Consider the following 16,906-nt stretch of genomic DNA (forward strand, 5'->3'; position numbering starts at 1 on the left):
CCCTTATTCTTTAGAGCCTACCAATTTCATTGACAGCCTTGTCCATACTTTTATCGTATGCTTGTAATATTTTCTGATTCGCTTCAAACGTACGATAAGTAGTAAGCATGTCAGTCATTGTTTGCGCCTGATCGACGTTAGACCCTTCCAAATAGCCCTGCTTTAAATTAAACGATACACCTGCAGTATTATAGGCGTTAGCAAGCCTTGCTCCTTCTGCACGGAATAATCCGTCTCCCTCTTTAATGAGTTGGTAAGGATCCCTTGCGAATGCAACTCCAATGCGGGCTACTGGTTGGTTGTTTTCTATAATCATGCCTTCTTCACTGACGGAGAAGTTCTCGCTATTCACGCGAATTCGGTTATTATTGACATCCTGCACATAATTTCCACTAGCTGTGGTCAAGTATCCAGCGCCATCCAATGTAAAGTTCCCATTTCTCGTGTAACGCGCTTCACCCACACTATTTTCAACAACAAAGAGAAGCGTGCCTGGTTTGCCATTTTCCTGATTCAATGGAAGGTTCCCATTAACAATCGCCAAATCGGTCGCTAATTGGGTTTCTCGGATGTCACCTTGCGTATACAAGGGCGTCGCCTCTTGCATATAGACACCTGTACTGAGAGAGCCCACCTGTGAATAAATTGGTAAACTGATTTTCCCGTTTGGTGTTGTCGCTTTTTGACCTATTCGTTGCATAAGCATTTCAGGGAACGACCTCACGCTTGCTTGGTCTGTTTTAAATCCAGGCGTGTTCGCATTTGATAAATTATTCGTCAACATTTCCGCATGCCTTTGTTGAGTAAGCATTCCGGAAGCCGCTGTGTAAAATCCTCTGAACATCATTGATCACCTCTGATATATACAAAATCTAAAATGGCGTTCAAACGCCACTAGTTACTATGAAGGATAGACCATGAAACACGCTACACTCACCTTATCACAATGATAGCGGTGCGAAGCCTGAATTTCGGATGCTTTCTCGATACTATAAGTATACCTGCTAAGCAGGCTAGCTATATGTATAAGTCACGAAGACCCATCCCCATGTCCTTCATACAAAAAGCTGTAATCTTCAGCTATCTGGAATATTTTTTTCTAAACAGTCTTATGGTTGTTGTTCCATATGTCTATTTACTATATCGGAAGGTTTCTAGGGTAACTTAATACTAATTATAGTAGGACTGCTTGAGGCATTAAAATCGTCAATTGTAAAGGAATTGGTTAAAAAAACTTCGTAGGTTTTATAACTCGATTTCGAATAAGAAACAGGAACCGAGAATCCTCAGTCCCGTCAAAATGAAGGTACAAAAAGTGTGCGCTTCTATTGAATCAACCAAATTTATGGCGTGGTAATTTATCCATATTATCCAGCATAATTCCCGTTCCAATCGCTACACAGTCCATAGGATTCTCTGCGACTAGTACTGGGACTTTCAATTCTTCTGCTAGCAATAAGTCAATTCCGTGCAGAAGGGCTCCGCCACCTGTAAGAATAACGCCGCGGTCAATAATATCTGCTGATAATTCAGGTGGTGTGCGTTCTAGAACGCTCTTAGCACCTTGGACAATAATAGAAACTTGTTCACGCAGTGCCTCTTCAATTTCCTCAGAATGAACAGTAATTGTCCTAGGCAATCCAGAAACCATATCACGTCCACGAATATCAATTTCTTCCTTCCGCGATCCAGGAAAAACAGTTGCGATCTTTATCTTGATATCTTCTGACGTTCTTTCACCAATGAGCAGTTTATATTTACGTTTGATGTAATTCAAAATTTCATTATCAAATTTATCGCCCGCCATGTTTATGGACGATGAGGTTACAATGTCCCCCATAGATAGGACTGCGATGTCTGTTGTACCTCCGCCAATGTCAACGACCATATTTCCGCTTGGCTGGAAAATATCCATCCCCGCTCCTATTGCCGCCACTTTCGGCTCTTCTTCTAGGTAAATTTTCTTACCTCCGCTTTTTTCAGCTGCCTCTTTAATGGCCTTCTGCTCAACACTCGTGATATTAGTTGGACAGCAAATTAGAATTCTTGGTTTCGATAAAAATCCTTTAACATTTAACTTATTTATAAAATGCTTAAGCATCGATTCAGTTACATCAAAATCAGCAATGACTCCATCCTTTAACGGGCGAATCGCAACGATGTTTCCTGGTGTACGACCAACCATCTTTCTAGCTTCTTCACCGACCGCTAATACACGGTTCGTATTTTTATCGATGGCTAATACGGATGGCTCATTTAACACAATTCCTTTACCTTTGACATGGATCAGCACATTAGCTGTTCCGAGATCTATTCCAATATCCCTAGCAAACATGATTTAAATCCTCCTTGAATCCTCATAAAAGCCTACTTACTCCTAATTGTTTATTTTAACATATTGAAAAGGTGGAAGGTAGGTCTATATCCTTGAAATGGGAATTTTTTTTACGCATCACAAAAACCGGTTTTTGTTGTCATACCCCGCTTCCCGTGGTTCTTAAAAGGTAACACTTTTTACTAAGTATTTCCCTTTTAAACCACCGAAACTGAATCAGGATAGCAAATACCGGTTTTATTTTTACATAAGGTGAAACTTCAATCAGTGGGGGGTTCTTCATCCCCACTGATTGTTAGTCCCGTTAATGAGGGAAAAGCTATCTTTTCAATATTTCCTCTTCGCGCTCTGACCGCTTATATTTCAACTTTGTTGCTTCTCCACCTCGAAGATGCCGGATAGATTTATGATAATCCAAAATATCCTTCACCTCATTGGCCAATTCAGGATTAATTTCAGGTAATCGCTCGGTTAAATCTTTATGGACTGTACTTTTGGATACACCAAACTCCTTCGCAATCACACGAACAGTTTTTCTTGTTTCCACGATATACTTTCCTATCTTGATAGTTCTTTCTTTGATGTAATCGTGCACACCACTCGACCTCCCTAAATTGGATGTGAGAAGTGTGAAATGAGATTCGCTTTTGGCTTAAAAACGACCGTTGCCCCGGAAATTATCGATTCATATATCTTCAACTGGATTTATCATTAGATTTAAACGACTACTCACCTCAAACACTCTCTTTGTATGGTTTGTATCAGTTTATTAGTACGGATGAAGATATATGCACACTTTAGAACAACTTCCGGAAATATTTATCGTAATTTTCCAAAAGTTAATGCGTGCTTTCAAATTATTTCCCGAGAAATTTGTCAGAAATAAAGGGATTTTGTAAAAGAAGAAAGGGTTAAGATAGCCATATAAAAAATCCCCATCTTTATGATAGGGATCTCACCAAATTTTCAGTTGTTGTTTACGGTCGTACCATTTTGTTTTGATTCATTTAGTTTAGTTTAACGAACTCATGTATGGAGTGAACAAACTCCATACATGGAAATTTTAACTAACTATCAGTGGGAGATGCAGAACAACCCTACTGATAGAAGTTTCACTTTATCAGCCTTCTTCAGTGTTACCCATTTCAGAATCAGAAGGATCTTCTTTTGTATGATCGTCACTAGATTTTGCGTCAGATGGGTCTTCAATTGCTTCAGAATCCGAATTCGCTGGATCTTCTTCTTCACTTACACCACTTGGGTTTTTATCAGCAGCTTCGTCCTTTGTTTCAAGGGATGCCAACTGACTTCCGAAAATAGCATTTGGATTTAAAGCAACATCATCTTGGCGAATTTCAAAGTGGACATGTGTTCCAGCCTCTTCATTCAAGAGACTCCTACCTGCTTTGGCAATCACAGCACCTTGTTTCACTTTGTCGCCAACCGCTACTTTAATGTCTGTAATAGATTGATAACGAGTAGTCACACCATTTTCATGTTCAATTTCTACTTCATTTCCAAGCAAAGAATCTTCTTTAACTTTATTTACTTTCCCGCTTAAAGAAGCTACAACATCGAATGCACCACCGTCTTTAGCTGCGATATCCAGTCCTTTGTTTTGCATAACACGATTATTATAAAAGACTAATGCAGCAGCACGTTTTTCTTTGTCAGCCTCTTTGTCATAAAACTCTTTCTTAATGACCGCGAGTTGGGAATCCGCTATCGGCATGTTAATTTTTTCAAGATGGCTGTTTACTTCAATCGCAGGCTCTTCCATGTTATTGCCTAATCCAGTTGCCTCTTCTTTATCTGTTGAGTTGTCAGCTGAATCGTTAAAACTGTTCTGTGCCCAAATGGCACCGGCCAAAATCAATGCGGCACTTGCGATATAAATTGCTGGTAATGCCCAACGTTTATTCTGAATACGTCGGAGAATGGACTTTTTGGAAGTTGGTTTGTTTTCTTCCTCTCTCATAATTAATCACCTCAGCAATCATTCTGAACAGATTGCTGCAATTATATACATCTGCCATAAAATTTTTTTAGATTTATTTTTTGTTTAACTTGAATTTTTTATGCATGGTAATTATTTCATTCCTTTAAGGGTATGGGAGTCGGGCTTCGCTACTTTCTAAATATCTCTAGTCTAATTAGCAACTAACTGATTTTATTATAGAAAGTACTTCAAAATTCAGCTGCGCACCGCTGCCATTGTGATGAGGCGAGTTTAGTGTGATACGTGTGGTAATGGTACGGTTTCGTAAGATGAAAAATATGTTTTTTTATGGAATTTCGCCATTCCGCCTTTTTCAAGTCGCTTACGCTTTGTTCTTTCCCTATAAGAAAATTCTTGATACAATGGCAACAATCACTTACTAAAGGAAGTATTCATTCATGAGAAAATTCTTGAAGCTATTCTTGACGGTTCTGCCGTTTGTTTATATGGGAGCTATTTGGTATATGTCTAGTCAGCCTGATGATTTAATTCTCGATCTTCCATCCTCTTCTGTCGATCATTTCATCAAGGAAGCTCTTCATTTGGTTGAATTTGCGATTCTTTATATACTGTTCGCTGCTGCTCTTGCTGCTCATAGTAAATTAACCAGCTCCTGGAGTATCCTAGCTGCCATTTTAGCGTGTTTGTATGGCGTTTGTGATGAAATACACCAATCCTTCATACCTGCCCGCTCAGCAAGCCTTATTGATGTTGTCAAAGATGTAATTGGCGTGTTAGCCGCTTATTTCCATGTACGCTATCACTATTTCAAGCATCATCGTGGTTTTCTTACAATCATTGAAAAAATGACGAAAAAGGCTGTCTCATAAGGATTTGATCCTTGGCTTTTGAGACAGCCTTTTTTTATTTCATTGCTATTTTATCTCACGCTTATGAGGAACAAAGGAGATAAGTGGGGGGACAACTGCACGTAAAGGTCCGATTGATTGGTTCAACTAACCGTCAGTGAAGGAGATTTCACTTTCTCTGACGTTGTTGATCTTTGGCCCCTTTAGCTCTGACTGAAAAGCTTGTGCGGCCAAAGATCTAATTACCAATCATATTGTTTAGCCTAGCCTTACTTTTTTGCTGTGATGGTATTCAATATTGCGTTCGAAGGCTGAATCGTAACACCTTGATAATAATATTTTACAATTTCATCAGATTTTTTCCCTTCTATAGCCATTCCATTTGCACCGTACTGGCTCATTCCAACTCCATGACCGAAACCCCTTGTCGTAATGATAATGTTCTTGCCTTTTCGCTCCCAAGTAAAGTCTGTTGATTTCAGGCCCAAGCTATCACGAACTTCCACTCCAGTTAGTTCTTTGCCTGCTATAACCACCTTACTTACTCGATTTCCTTTTGTACGAGCCTTTACAGTACCGATTTCATTTCCTGCTGGCAGTTTAACACCTAATCTTTTTTGAAAATCAGCTACGGATATCGTTTCATTATTATAAAACTTCGGTGATGATTTATCCCAAGGACTTGCCACACTTTTTAGATAAGGATAAGCACTTGTCCAAATATCTTCTGAATTCTCGGTATACCCATTGCTAGTTGAGAAGAAGGACGCTGTGATCGGTTTGCCATCATACGTTAAAATTTGCCCTTTTGTCGCATTTACCGCATCTTTAATCTTCTTGATTTTCCATGTATAATCGGAACCCCACGATTTCTTCAGCTCCGCATCATTTCGATACACCTGGTGCAATTCCGTATCTGTCACATCGGCTCCTTTTGGTACTCCAACAACATTATCTGCCAGCAACAAATCCACAATATACGTCCTCGCTGCCAGAGACTGAGCTTTTAATGCTTCTAATTCAAAATCTGCATACATTTCTGTTGCCACCACACCGACAACGTATGATTCTAACGGAATCGTTTGAATCTCTTCTTCGGCAGATCGATACACAGCGACATCTACACCTGACACCTCTGTTGTGTCAACATTTTCTATGGGTTGCTCCACAGCTTCGGATAATTTACCACCCTCTTTATCTTTTGAAAATGGAAGCACAAGTAATGCAGGGATCATAAGTGTAACAAATGCTACAGTTAAAAATAGTGTGATGATCGGCTTAAATGCTCTCAATATTCCTGGGCCTCCCTTTGTATGCATTGAAGGTGGAATTGTGGCAGAAACGAGTCCTCTATCATTTTATCCCGGTTCAACTAACTATCAGTGGGGACTTGCATCCCGCTGATAGAAGTTTCACTTTATCTTTCGAATGGGAGAGTCCTACGTTCCCACACCTCCCCTTCTCTCATGACAAATATATGGGTTGGGACAAGCAATTATGACCTTTATTTTGAAACTATCTTAGTATGTTCATAGCTTATTAGCCGTAACTATGCACTATTTTTCTAGAAGTTTACTTATACCAATACGAAAAAATGTTTTCCTTTCATAAGGCTTTCGTTTTGTTCCATTCTGGTGGGTATTTTGATCAAGTTGGGGAGTAAAGTAAACCTAGGGAATCATCGCTTAGCTTAGCAGGGAAGTCATAAAGTTAGTGGAAGAGGAACTTTCATCTGTGGAGTGTTACAGCCGTGGATAGATTAAGCCAAACTCATTTGCAAGCATTGGACAACAAAAAAAAGAAGCTGGACTTCACATTCAAAGTCCAGCCACTATTATCAATTATGCATTCAAATCTGCTGCAATGTTTTTAATTTCAATTGTATGTTCGTCGTTTACACGTTCAACATCTGCCCCTAGAGCTGCTAATTTACCGTGGAAGTCCACATAGCCGCGGTCAAGATGCTTTAATTCCGTTACACGTGTTACCCCTTCAGCTACCAAGCCTGTTAAAACAAGAGCCGCTGCAGCACGTAGATCGGTAGCTGCTACTTCTGCTCCTTGAAGATTGGATGGTCCATTTATGATGACCGATCTGCCTTCAATTTTAACATTTGCATTCATACGACGGAATTCTTCAACATGCATGAAGCGGTTTTCGAATACTGTTTCTGTAATCATGCTTGTTCCCTTAGCTTGCAACAACAATGCCATCATTTGTGACTGCATGTCAGTTGGAAATCCTGGGTGAGGCATCGTTTTAATATCGATAGCCTTTAAAGAGTCTGGACCAATTACACGTAACCCTTCATATTCTTCGTGAATTTCGACACCCATTTCTTCCATTTTTGCAATTAAAGAAGTGAGATGTTCTGGAACTGCTCCTTTGACAAGGACATTACCACCCGTAATTGCAGCAGCTACCATGAATGTACCAGCTTCAACGCGGTCTGGAATGATTGAATGTTCAGCACCGTATAACTTTTCTACACCTTCAATTTTCAATGTACCTGTTCCTGCACCTTTAACCTTTGCTCCCATTTTATTCAGGAAGTTAGCAAGATCCACAATTTCTGGTTCCTTGGCAACGTTTTCGAGCACAGTTATACCCTTTGCAAGTGTTGCAGCCATCATAATATTTTCTGTTGCCCCTACACTTGGGAAATCAAGATATACTCTTGCCCCCTTGAGTCGGCCATTCACTTCAGCTTCAATAAAGCCATTTCCAACTTTCACTTTCGCACCCATTGCTTCAAAGCCTTTTAAGTGCTGGTCAATAGGACGCGAACCGATTGCGCATCCACCAGGTAATGCTACACGAGCACGCCCATTTCTTGCTAGTAAAGAACCCATAACCAATACAGAAGCACGCATTTTTCGAACATATTCGAACGGCGCTTCATCTAATAGCCCTCTAGATGCATCTACAGTAACTTCATTATTATCAAAGGCAACCTCAGCATTCAAGTTGCGCAATACTTCATTAATTGTATATACATCGGAGAGCGTTGGAACGTCCTTAATAATGCTTTTTCCATCACTAGCCAATAGTGTTGCGGCGATAACCGGCAAAACGGCATTTTTTGCTCCCTCTACTTTAACAATTCCGCTAAGCCTTCTACCGCCGCGGACGATGATTTTTTCCAAGAGTATTCCCCTCCGCGTCCAATTTCTCTATATTAATATTCAAACGTAATGATGGGTGTGCCAACTACAAAGGTTGTTTTTTCGCCCAATCCATCTGTTCTTAACGCAAGTTGCAAGTTCATAGATTCATGTGTCAATGTTTCGGTAAACATGTTAGATTTTGCAGACACCGAGATAAAATGAGGCTCCTTTATGCTTTCCATTTCCTCTGCCTGAAATAAACCTAATAGCTTTATAGATTCCGAGGTTAAAACCGTATCAATATTATCATTGAATGTCCCTTTAACACAAGTGAAAGTTGCCGGTTTCCCTCGAAATATGACTTTTTTCCTGTCTTGGAAATCCCCTTCAATAAAGGAGGAATAATCTGCATTCCAGCTATGACCTTTAGCCTCATAAATCAGATAGCTTACAATATCAGATTTTTCTTGAGTAGACATTAAATGAAGCGATTCTGTTAAATTTGTTTGTGGATCCACATATGTCGCAGTGGCTGTCCATTTCTCCTCTTCAGCTGTAATTGTCCAGGTGAAGTCGGGAAATATTCTTTGAAGTTTCTTCACTTCTTTATTGAAGTCTTTCCTTGTTTCAATCATCAAAGTTTTTTCACGTGCATATACAGACCAATCGCCTATTTCTATATTTATGTTCGCTTCTAGCTGTTCGATTATTTTTTCTATATCTGACTTATTCTTAGCTACACTTGTACTATTCCCAAGGAAAATCAGTATAAAACCAAGAAACACGATGTATGTTAACGTTTTTTTCACTTTGAATCCCTCCCTTTGGTACCATCTTTTCCGGTAGGGAGGTAAGACATACTTAAAATGTATCGTCAGTAATTGACAAAATCTTAAAACATCAGTGTTACTGATTAAACATATATGGAAGTTGCTGCGAATAAAAGAGGTAATCTAAGAAGAAATTGCTTACAGCTGATCCAATTGCAACTGTCAAAAGTGTGTAAAGAACTCTTGCCTTCAATACGGAGTTTGCTTTTAACAGCTTCTCGAAATTTAAAGCTTGGAGAGCCCACCACGTTACGGCAATAAAAAACAGGTGTGAAACAATTCCAATCAGCGCCTGTTGGCTAAATGCTGAAAACATACATAATCCTCCTTAAAAAAACACCCAGTCCCTATTATAGCACATAACTGTTTGGAACTTGGAATTTAAAAGGAAATATGACCAAAAATTTTTTAAAAAATTCATAGAAAAAGAGAAATTTTGCGATCTTTTGTAACTAAAGTAAAACTTCAATTAGTGAGAGGTTTCTTTATCCTACGCTCCTTCGATTCCTCTAAGCCTTGAGGCGGGGGTCTTACTGCCCGTTAAGAGTAGGATAAAGCACCAAACAAACATATGATGATGTTCAAAAAATAAGGGCTATCCCATAGCGAAAGAATCAGACCCCACATCTACTAAATATCGTTTATGAGACGGAAAATGAAACTATAAACGGAATTTAGAGTGTGAGGTCAAACCCTCTTGGGATAACCACTTATTAAGTATTATTTATTTTCTGCAATACTAATCCGGTTGACTGCACGTTTTAACGCTATTTCAGCTCGTTTTATATCGATTGAATCAGGGTTTCCCTGCAATCTCTTCTCTGCACGCTCTTTAGCCGATTGTGCCCGGACAAGGTCGATAGTTTCAGCTCTTTCTGCAGATTGAGCAAGAATCGTAACCACATCTGGACGAACTTCCAAGAAGCCTCCATTAATGGCAATATAGTCTGTACGGCCTTCTTTTTTAAGACGGACAGCAGCTATATCAAGAGGAGCTACCATAGGAACATGGCCGGCCATGATTCCTAGTTCCCCGCTCTTTGCCTTTGCGCTTACCATTTCTACTTCTGCATCATATACTGGGCCATCGGGAGTAACAACACTGACTTTTATCGTCTTCATTTCATACCCTCCTCGGTCCCTTTATTACGCCATTTGCTTTGCTTTTTCAATAACTTCTTCAATTCTTCCTACTAAACGGAACGCATCTTCTGGAAGATCATCATACTTACCTTCAAGGATTTCCTTGAAGCCTTTGACCGTTTCTTTAACCGGTACGTAAGAACCTTTTTGTCCAGTGAATTGCTCTGCCACATGGAAGTTTTGTGACAAGAAGTTTTGAATTCTACGAGCACGGGCAACAACTAACTTCTCATCGTCGTTTAACTCATCCATACCCAAGATGGCAATGATATCTTGTAGTTCTTTATATTTTTGCAGTGTGGTTTGAACTTGACGTGCTATTGCATAGTGCTCAGCACCTACGATTTCAGGGCTAAGTGCACGAGAAGAAGAAGCCAATGGATCAACTGCTGGATAAATCCCCATTTCAGACAATTTACGCTCAAGATTCGTTGTTGAATCTAAGTGAGCAAAAGTTGTTGCTGGAGCTGGATCCGTATAGTCATCTGCCGGTACATAGATTGCTTGAATCGATGTAACAGATCCTACGTTTGTTGAAGTAATTCGTTCTTGTAATTGCCCCATTTCAGTTGCAAGTGTTGGTTGATAACCAACCGCTGAAGGCATACGGCCAAGAAGGGCAGAAACCTCAGAACCTGCTTGTGTGAAACGGAAAATGTTATCGATGAATAACAATACGTTTTGTCCTTGCTCATCACGGAAGTATTCAGCCATTGTCAAACCAGTTAAGGCAACACGCATACGTGCACCAGGTGGCTCATTCATTTGTCCGAATACCATAGCTGTTTTCTTAATAACACCAGAGTCACTCATTTCGAAGTAAAGGTCATTTCCTTCACGAGTACGCTCACCAACGCCTGCGAATACAGAAATACCACCATGTTCTTGGGCAATGTTGTTAATAAGTTCTTGAATTAATACCGTTTTACCTACACCGGCACCACCGAATAGACCAATTTTCCCACCCTTAACATAAGGTGCAAGAAGATCTACTACTTTAATACCTGTCTCCAAAATTTCTACCTCAGTAGAAAGTTGGTCAAATGTAGGTGCTTGTCTATGGATTGGATCTCTACGTGCTTCTACAGGAATAGGTGCATCAAGATCAATGTTTTCTCCTAATACGTTGAAAACACGTCCCAATGTCACATCTCCTACAGGTACGGAAATCGGAGCCCCTGTATCAACAGCTTCTGCTCCACGTGTCAATCCATCTGTGGAAGACATCGCAATTGTACGAACTGAATCATCACCTAAATGCAAGGCAACTTCAAGAGTTAAGCCAGTACCAGATGATGTATTTTCAATTCTTAACGCATTATAGATCTTAGGTAGCTGTCCGTTATCAAACTTCACGTCAACTACCGGACCCATAACTTGAGTAACGCGTCCAATATTCATCGTTTTCCCTCCTGTCATTATGTTTGACGACTATCTATGATTGTAGAACAGGAAGCAATCGTCTAGGCTTACCTGATCCATATATTTTTAAGACACTTTAGTTTATTCTAATGCTGCGGCACCGCCGACAATTTCAGTAATTTCTTGCGTGATTGCTGCTTGACGCGCACGGTTATATTGCAATGATAAGGAGTCGATAATCTCTTTCGCATTATCTGTCGCGCTTTTCATCGCAGTCATACGTGCCGAGTGCTCACTCGCTTTTCCATCTAGTAAGGCTCCGTAAATTAAGCTCTCTGCATACTGAGGTAACAAAACCTCAAGAATTGCTTCAGCATCCGGTTCATATTCATAAGAAGTTAACGACCCTGAAAGTTCGATATCTGTCAGCGGCAGAATTTTCTTTTCCGTTACCTCTTGAGAGATGGCACTGACATAGTGATTGTAGTACATATATAACTCGTCACACAATTCATTTTGAAATAAATTCACTGTCGATTTTGCTATATCACTAATGTCTGAAAACGATGGTTGGTCAGGCACTCCAATTACTTCAAGCTCCACATGCATTTTCCGACTGACAAAGAAATCACGGCCAACTCTTCCGATGGCAATAATGACATATTCATCGGCTGATTTGTGGCGTTGTTGAATCGTTTTAAAGACGTGACGAAGCACACTGCTGTTGTAAGCACCGGCCAAACCTTTATCCGCTGTAATGACAACATAACCAGTTTTCTTAACTGGTCGAGTCTTAAGCATCGGATGTGATGCGTCGGTACTTCCGCTAGCAATACTCATTACGACTTCCTGAATCTTCTCCATATAAGGAGCATACCTTTTCGCATTGGATTCAGCACGGTTCCATTTTGAAGCAGAAACCATTTGCATCGCTTTGGTAATTTGACTAGTCTTTTTAGTCGAGTTAATACGAGACTTTATATCGCGTAAAGAGGCCATTCATTCTCACCACCCTTGTAAAATTTAATTAGGCCGATTATTCAGATGCTACAAAGTTCTTTTTGAATTCATTGATAGCAGCTACAATTGCATCCTCTTCAGGAAGGTTACCTGTCGTACGGATGTGGTCTAATAAATCAGAGTGAGAACGATCTAGGAATGAATAGTATCCCTCTTCAAAACGAAGAATGTCCTTTACAGGAATATCGTCTAAATGTCCACGAGTTAGAGCAAACAGAATCATAACTTGCTTTTCTACTTTGATTGGCTTGTTAAGATCTTGTTTAAGCACCTCAACTGTACGTGCACCACGATTTAGTTTCGCTTGCGTTGATTTATCAAGGTCAGAACCGAATTGAGAGAATGCTTCCAACTCACGGTAAGAGGCAAGGTCAAGACGTAGTGTTCCAGCAACCTTCTTCATCGCTTTAATTTGAGCTGATCCACCAACACGGGATACAGAAAGTCCTGCGTTAATCGCCGGGCGTACACCAGAGAAGAATAAATCAGACTGCAAGAAAATTTGTCCATCCGTAATAGAGATTACGTTTGTTGGGATATAAGCAGAAATATCGCCTGCTTGAGTTTCAACAAATGGAAGTGCAGTAATTGAACCAGCACCTAATGTATCGTTTAATTTAGCTGCACGCTCGAGTAAACGTGAGTGCAAGTAGAATACGTCTCCTGGGAATGCTTCACGACCTGGTGGACGACGAAGTAGCAAGGACAGTTCACGGTATGCAGATGCTTGTTTTGAAAGATCATCATAGACAATTAACACATGCTTGCCTTGGAACATGAAATGCTCACCCATTGATACACCCGCATAAGGAGCCAAGTATAATAGTGGAGCCGGTTGAGAAGCAGACGCCGTTACAACGATTGTGTAATCCAACGCGCCATGCTTACGGAATGTTTCAACTGTATTACGTACAGTCGATTCTTTTTGTCCGATTGCTACGTAGATACAAATCATATCTTGGTCAGATTGGTTCAAAATCGTATCAATCGCAACAGATGTTTTACCTGTTTGGCGATCCCCGATAATTAACTCACGTTGTCCTCGACCAATCGGAACTAGAGCGTCAATCGCTTTAATACCTGTTTGTAATGGTTCATGAACAGATTTACGGTCCATAACACCTGTAGCTGGGCTTTCGATTGGACGGGTGTGAGTCGTATTGATCGGACCTAGTCCATCAACTGGTTGTCCTAATGGATTCACGACACGGCCAATTAATTCTTCACCTACTGGTACTTCCATAATCCGTCCTGTACGACGAACTTCACTGCCTTCTTGAATATCTCTAAAAGGTCCAAGAATAACGATACCAACATTGTTCTCTTCAAGGTTTTGAGATAGCCCCATTGAACCATTTGCGAATTCTACGAGCTCTCCTGCCATTACATTATCTAAACCGTGAACGCGTGCAATTCCGTCCCCAACAGAGATGACAGTCCCAACGTCGCTTACTTTAATTTCAGACTGGTAGTTTTCAATTTGCGCCTTTATCAGCGCACTGATTTCTTCAGCTTTAATGCTCATGAATTTCACCCCTAACTGTGAATATTAGCTTAATAGTTGTCTGCTAAGGCGTTCAAGCTTTCCGTTAACACTTCCGTCAAAAATACGGTTGCCGATACGAAGTTTGATCCCGCCAAGAATGCTGCTGTCAGCAATATTAGTAATTTTCAATGTACGTTTTCCCACTTTGGCTGCGAATACGGAAGACACAGCCTCACTCTCGCTATCAGTCAGTGGACGAACTGTATATACTGTCGCTTCTGCTACTGATTTTGCTTCATTAGCCAGTTCAATAAATTCACGCGCCATTTCTGCGATTGAATCCGTACGATGACGTTCAATCATAATGAGAAGCGTATTTTGAATACTGGGAGAGACGCTTGAAAAAGCTTGTGTAATTACATTTTTCTTTGCTTTAATTGAGATTTTAGGCTGCGTAAGGAAGGCTAAAAGTTCCTTATCAGAGCTGAAAACCTCTTTGACTGCTCGGAGCTCTTCTTCTAATTGATCAAGAAGGTTTTGCTCTTGTGCAATTTGGAAAAGAGCTCTCGAATAACGCTTTGCTACTGCAACATCGCTCATCTCTCTTCTCCTGCCTCTTGAATATAATGATTAATTAGTTTCTCTTGATCTGCTTCAGATAGTTCTTTTTCAATAACTTTAGAAGCAATTAAAACAGACAAGGATGCGACTTGTTCGCGCAATGCAACGACAGCCTTTTCCTTTTCTTGTACGATTTCGCGTTTTGCTGATTCTTTCAGGCGTTCAGCTTCTGTACGTGCTTGAATGATAATATCTTCACGCTGAGTCTCACCTTGTTGTTTCGCGTTTTCAATAAGCTGAGTAGCTTCTACGCGAGATTGTTTCAATAGTTCACGCTGCTCTTCTAAATATTTGCTTGCTTCTAGTCTGCTTGCTTCTGCAGCATTGATTTCAGATGCAACATGTTCTTCACGTTGAGTCATGATGCCCATTAGAGGACCAAATGCATATTTTTTAAGCAAGAATAACAAGATGATAAACATTGCCAGTTGGAACAAGGCATCTCCACCGTTAAACTTGCTTATAGATAATCCCAATACTAAACCGCTTGTTAACACGCTTGGTTCACTCCCTTCACGAGTTTCACTTATAATGAGGTTGTCTCAAAAGAGTCTGACTTTAACTTGAGACAGCCTCGTTTATTTTTTTATAGTATTTTCTTCAGCAATATGATGAATACTGAATATGGACATAAAGGAAAGGCGAAGGTTCACATGAAACGAACTTCGCCATTTTTGAACTTTTTAATGGTTCTATTATTGACCTAATACCATGAACGCGATAACTACAGCGATAATTGGCATTGCCTCTACTAGACCTACACCGATAAACATTGTAGTTTGTAGCATTCCACGAGCTTCTGGTTGACGAGCGATACCTTCTACTGTTCTTGAAACGATTAAACCATTACCAATACCTGCACCTAGTGCTGCTAAACCGATTGCGATTGCTGCTGCAAGAAGACCTACTGAACCTACCATTATTAATTTCCTCCTCGAGATATATAATTTTGCAAATTAGTTCTTATGAACTTATAATTAATGGTCTGAACTGACTTTATGAGACAGATAAACCATTGTTAACGTAACGAAAATAAACGATTGAATTGCACCTACGAAAATACTATATCCTTGCCATACCAATGTAGGTATGACGGCTCCAAGGGCGCCCCAAATACCACTCATAGCAAGTGTTCCTGCTAATAAGCCAAGCAATACTTCACCAGCAAAGATATTACCATACAAACGTAAACCGAGTGTCAGAGTATTTGAAAACTCTTCGATTAATGTCATTGGGTTTTTGTATGCTTTCAAGTATCCTTTGAAGCCTTTCATTTGTATTCCATAATAGTGTGCTAAACTTAGAACTAAGACTGCTAAAGTCAGAGTTACAACAGGATCTGCTGTCGGTGATTTCCACCAAAGTACGTGATCATACGTGATCGCAAATGGAAGACCAAGCATATTCGATACGAATAAATACATTATCAACGTCATTCCAAGTAGTTGGAAACGGCCACCCGTTTTCCAGTCCATTGAACTATTAATCATGTTCTTAATAAAGTCCATGACCCACTCCATAAAATTTTGCATACCAGTTGGTTTCATTGCAAGTTTACGAGAGCCAAGTGTAGCAATAATGAAAACAATAACGCTTGCTACAGTTATCATTAAAACATTACTTAAGTTAAAGGTTAAACCTAAAAAATCTTGCGTTGGTGCCCCATGATTCAACTATATTCACCTCTCTTCCCACTACCGACGTTTTAAGTGGATAAAAAAATCTATAATAATGACAAGATAAGCTGTCATCAATCCCAATACTACACTAATTAAATGAAAATGTTCTGGGTATTCAAGTGCAATAATAACAGCCAAACCAGCTGAAGCAAATCTGGTCATTGTTCCGAGAGATTTAACCTTTCTCCCTTCGGTTATTGCTTGATCAAACTTTTTCATCTTTTGATTGACTAGCCATAAATTGTACAAACTTAGGCTAGTTCCTAGCAAAAGCCCCCCAAACACAGTTTGGTAATTTGTAAATCCCCAGCCTAATACAAAAGCCGCCAAAAGATAGACCATGTATTTACTCTGCCTTTTAAAAACGATGTTTATTTCTGGCATCTTTTTGTTAATCTCCCGAGAAAATTTTCCTTGCTGTTTTGGAGCATCGCAAAAGTATGTATTGCATGTCCAGTGAGAAGAACCGATTGTGATAAATTACGGCTTGGTGTCAGGCGTTCGGTTTGGCATCT

General features: G+C 40.0%; 18 protein-coding genes. 1 reads left to right on the top strand and 17 read right to left on the bottom strand.

Translation table 11 applies throughout. The features are described from left to right. Positions 1-10: 10 nt before the first annotated feature. The 4 genes from JNUCC23_RS21195 to JNUCC23_RS21210 all read right to left on the bottom strand — a co-directional run bounded on the left by JNUCC23_RS21195 (position 11) and on the right by JNUCC23_RS21210 (position 4,313). Complete coding sequence (locus tag JNUCC23_RS21195; protein ID WP_403076226.1) at positions 11-844, bottom strand: flagellar hook-basal body protein; 834 nt, start codon at positions 842-844, stop codon at positions 11-13. A gap of 489 nt (positions 845-1,333) precedes the next feature. Continuing rightward, a complete protein-coding gene (gene mreB / locus JNUCC23_RS21200) occupies positions 1,334-2,335 on the bottom strand; it encodes a rod shape-determining protein (RefSeq protein WP_403075966.1) in 1,002 nt (333 codons plus the stop codon). A 319-nt stretch (positions 2,336-2,654) separates the two neighbouring features. After that, positions 2,655-2,930: a sporulation transcriptional regulator SpoIIID gene (gene spoIIID / locus JNUCC23_RS21205; RefSeq protein WP_028393454.1), complete on the bottom strand. Its 276-nt coding sequence runs from the start codon at positions 2,928-2,930 to the stop codon at positions 2,655-2,657. 525 nt (positions 2,931-3,455) lie between these two features. Continuing rightward, entirely contained in the window at positions 3,456-4,313 is an 858-nt protein-coding gene (locus JNUCC23_RS21210) for a peptidoglycan DD-metalloendopeptidase family protein (RefSeq protein ID WP_454213471.1), read from the bottom strand. Between the two features lie 419 nt (positions 4,314-4,732). On the opposite strand from JNUCC23_RS21210, the gene JNUCC23_RS21215 reads away from it, so the two are divergent. Continuing rightward, positions 4,733-5,164, top strand: a complete 432-nt coding sequence (locus tag JNUCC23_RS21215) for a VanZ family protein (RefSeq protein WP_454213473.1) — start codon at positions 4,733-4,735, stop codon at positions 5,162-5,164. Positions 5,165-5,412: 248 nt separating this feature from the next. Here the strand turns inward: JNUCC23_RS21215 and spoIID are convergent, their stop codons facing one another. The 13 genes from spoIID to JNUCC23_RS21280 form a co-directional block, all read right to left on the bottom strand. Next, positions 5,413-6,435, bottom strand: coding sequence for a stage II sporulation protein D (gene spoIID, locus JNUCC23_RS21220; RefSeq protein ID WP_454213475.1), 1,023 nt, complete (start codon positions 6,433-6,435; stop codon positions 5,413-5,415). Between the two features lie 549 nt (positions 6,436-6,984). Continuing rightward, a complete protein-coding gene (murA, locus tag JNUCC23_RS21225; protein ID WP_062185430.1) occupies positions 6,985-8,289 on the bottom strand; it encodes a UDP-N-acetylglucosamine 1-carboxyvinyltransferase in 1,305 nt (434 codons plus the stop codon). A 32-nt stretch (positions 8,290-8,321) separates the two neighbouring features. Beyond that, positions 8,322-9,059, bottom strand: coding sequence for a YwmB family TATA-box binding protein (locus JNUCC23_RS21230; RefSeq protein ID WP_454213477.1), 738 nt, complete (start codon positions 9,057-9,059; stop codon positions 8,322-8,324). Positions 9,060-9,156: 97 nt separating this feature from the next. Continuing rightward, positions 9,157-9,396, bottom strand: coding sequence for a DUF1146 family protein (locus JNUCC23_RS21235; protein WP_062185426.1), 240 nt, complete (start codon positions 9,394-9,396; stop codon positions 9,157-9,159). 404 nt (positions 9,397-9,800) lie between these two features. Then, positions 9,801-10,202 carry a F0F1 ATP synthase subunit epsilon gene (locus tag JNUCC23_RS21240; protein ID WP_403075981.1) on the bottom strand — a complete coding sequence of 134 codons (402 nt, stop codon included), beginning with the start codon at positions 10,200-10,202 and terminating at the stop codon, positions 9,801-9,803. 24 nt (positions 10,203-10,226) lie between these two features. Next, on the bottom strand, positions 10,227-11,624 hold the full coding sequence (gene atpD / locus JNUCC23_RS21245; protein WP_062185422.1) for a F0F1 ATP synthase subunit beta: 1,398 nt from the start codon (positions 11,622-11,624) through the stop codon (positions 10,227-10,229). A 102-nt stretch (positions 11,625-11,726) separates the two neighbouring features. After that, positions 11,727-12,584 carry a F0F1 ATP synthase subunit gamma gene (locus JNUCC23_RS21250; RefSeq protein WP_454213480.1) on the bottom strand — a complete coding sequence of 286 codons (858 nt, stop codon included), beginning with the start codon at positions 12,582-12,584 and terminating at the stop codon, positions 11,727-11,729. Positions 12,585-12,621: 37 nt separating this feature from the next. Then, on the bottom strand, positions 12,622-14,130 hold the full coding sequence (gene atpA / locus JNUCC23_RS21255) for a F0F1 ATP synthase subunit alpha (RefSeq protein ID WP_062185418.1): 1,509 nt from the start codon (positions 14,128-14,130) through the stop codon (positions 12,622-12,624). A gap of 24 nt (positions 14,131-14,154) precedes the next feature. After that, the gene (locus JNUCC23_RS21260; RefSeq protein WP_062185416.1) at positions 14,155-14,691 is read right to left on the bottom strand and encodes a F0F1 ATP synthase subunit delta; all 537 of its coding nucleotides are present in this window, start codon (positions 14,689-14,691) and stop codon (positions 14,155-14,157) included. Beyond that, positions 14,688-15,209 (bottom strand): F0F1 ATP synthase subunit B, encoded by a 522-nt coding sequence (gene atpF / locus JNUCC23_RS21265; RefSeq protein ID WP_062185414.1) that lies wholly within the window; start codon positions 15,207-15,209, stop codon positions 14,688-14,690. The genes JNUCC23_RS21260 and atpF overlap by 4 nt, the downstream gene beginning before the upstream one ends. 198 nt (positions 15,210-15,407) lie before the next feature. Beyond that, positions 15,408-15,632, bottom strand: coding sequence for a F0F1 ATP synthase subunit C (gene atpE / locus JNUCC23_RS21270; protein ID WP_028393442.1), 225 nt, complete (start codon positions 15,630-15,632; stop codon positions 15,408-15,410). A gap of 57 nt (positions 15,633-15,689) precedes the next feature. Then, positions 15,690-16,385 carry a F0F1 ATP synthase subunit A gene (atpB, locus tag JNUCC23_RS21275; protein WP_062185412.1) on the bottom strand — a complete coding sequence of 232 codons (696 nt, stop codon included), beginning with the start codon at positions 16,383-16,385 and terminating at the stop codon, positions 15,690-15,692. A gap of 21 nt (positions 16,386-16,406) precedes the next feature. Beyond that, the gene (locus tag JNUCC23_RS21280; protein ID WP_062185410.1) at positions 16,407-16,775 is read right to left on the bottom strand and encodes an ATP synthase subunit I; all 369 of its coding nucleotides are present in this window, start codon (positions 16,773-16,775) and stop codon (positions 16,407-16,409) included. Positions 16,776-16,906: the final 131 nt, after the last annotated feature.

The sequence above is a fragment of the Peribacillus sp. JNUCC 23 genome, from assembly GCF_053653995.1.